The sequence below is a fragment of the Vibrio sp. 03_296 genome, assembly GCF_002265885.1.
On record NZ_NPKW01000543.1, the window covers coordinates 1 to 1,340 of the forward strand.

The 1,340-nt window shown below is 43.4% G+C and carries 2 protein-coding genes and 1 pseudogene; 1 reads left to right on the plus strand and 2 read right to left on the minus strand.

Annotated elements, in window-relative coordinates; genetic code table 11:
- Positions 1–480 (minus strand): annotated as a pseudogene (locus tag CIK04_RS26050) (primosomal protein N'); the annotation flags it as partial.
- Between the two features lie 262 nt (positions 481–742).
- On the opposite strand from CIK04_RS26050, the gene rpmE reads away from it, so the two are divergent.
- Positions 743–976 carry a 50S ribosomal protein L31 gene (rpmE, locus tag CIK04_RS26055; protein WP_128824710.1) on the plus strand — a complete coding sequence of 78 codons (234 nt, stop codon included), beginning with the start codon at positions 743–745 and terminating at the stop codon, positions 974–976.
- A gap of 181 nt (positions 977–1,157) precedes the next feature.
- On the opposite strand, the gene CIK04_RS34035 is transcribed toward rpmE, so the two are convergent.
- Positions 1,158–1,340, minus strand: a 183-nt coding sequence (locus tag CIK04_RS34035) for a hypothetical protein (protein WP_325205843.1), incomplete at its 5' end; no start/stop codon positions are given.

The following is a 1,340-nucleotide window of genomic DNA, read 5'->3' on the forward strand; positions in this document are numbered from 1 at the left end:
CTCATCTAGAAAGGCCTGGTGAGGCAGAGGGCCATTAGCAAGCATATTCAATACTTTCGCTTGCTTTATCGCGCGACTGTTTAGCCCTTGCATCAACTGGTTTTTGCCTAACTCGGTCAACTGCCATTCTTGTAGAGTCGCAAAGTCAGCCGCTTTACCTTTCTTAGTGCTGCAGGGAGGCGTTATGCAGTGTTTCACCAAGGGGATATTGGTAAAACTGGCTACACCAAAGTCAAATAAACTAGTAGACGGAATCGGGCCAAATAGAACGATGATCCAACACCGCTTTAAGGGGTTTAAGTTGCTCGCGTGGAAAGTCTGATTCTTGAACTAAAGCGGTGACAATGCCAATCAAGGTTTGTCGTCAACGACAGCACTCACGCGACCACCAATGATCGGAAAAAGGTGTCCAGGAACGAGATAATCAAATTGTTTATCGAGTGGCACTGGCAGCGCAACACGAGCAATGGATGGACGCATAACGTGGTGTTTCATGGCAAAAATAATGACTTACAGTCTAATGAGCGAGGTAGAATACGAGAAAAGGGCATGCTCGAACAGAGAGAGGAAAACTGTATAAAAAACTAGCGGAAAATCGCGGAAATAGGTTGATTCGAAAGAGACGATTCATTACTATATCGCGCCTTAAGATATGGCTTTAATTCTATTTAGCGGTATCTGAGTTTTATTTTAACTGCGTGTGGTGTGCGGCAAAGACTCGTATAGCGACACGGCCTACTATTTGAGGTTATCCCATGAAGCGGTATACCATCCAGAATACAAAGCAGTAAACGCAACTTGTTCTTGCGGCAACTCTTTCGTTTTCAACTCTACTCTAGATAAAGAATCYATCCACCTAGACGTATGTGACAAGTGCCACCCATTCTACACTGGTAAGCAACGTATCGTTGATACAGGCGGCCGTGTTGATCGCTTCAACAAGCGTTTCGGTGCTCTATCAAGCGGTAAGAAATAATAGCGTTAGCTATTGCTGTTTGAGAAAAAAAGGTCGCTTATGCGGCCTTTTTTGCATTCAGCTGTCTAGGTGACGCTTTCTCGTCAAGCTCCCTCCCTTTATGCCATCTGGTCTTACTTCTATCTTATTCACAATTTTTATAGATTTGCCTCGCAATCTTGGCTAGGAAGATTGACTTATATCAATTAGAATTTCTCTCTAAATTGAACAAAAAGGCAGAGTTTTTGTTCAAGCTAAAGTTGTTCCCCCCTTTACCGATACCACGCAAAAAGAGAATAAACCATTTATGTCCGATGACAATAGCCAGCAAATGACCCCTGAAGAAGTACTTCGCCAACAAGCTCTTGATTATCATGCTTTGCCA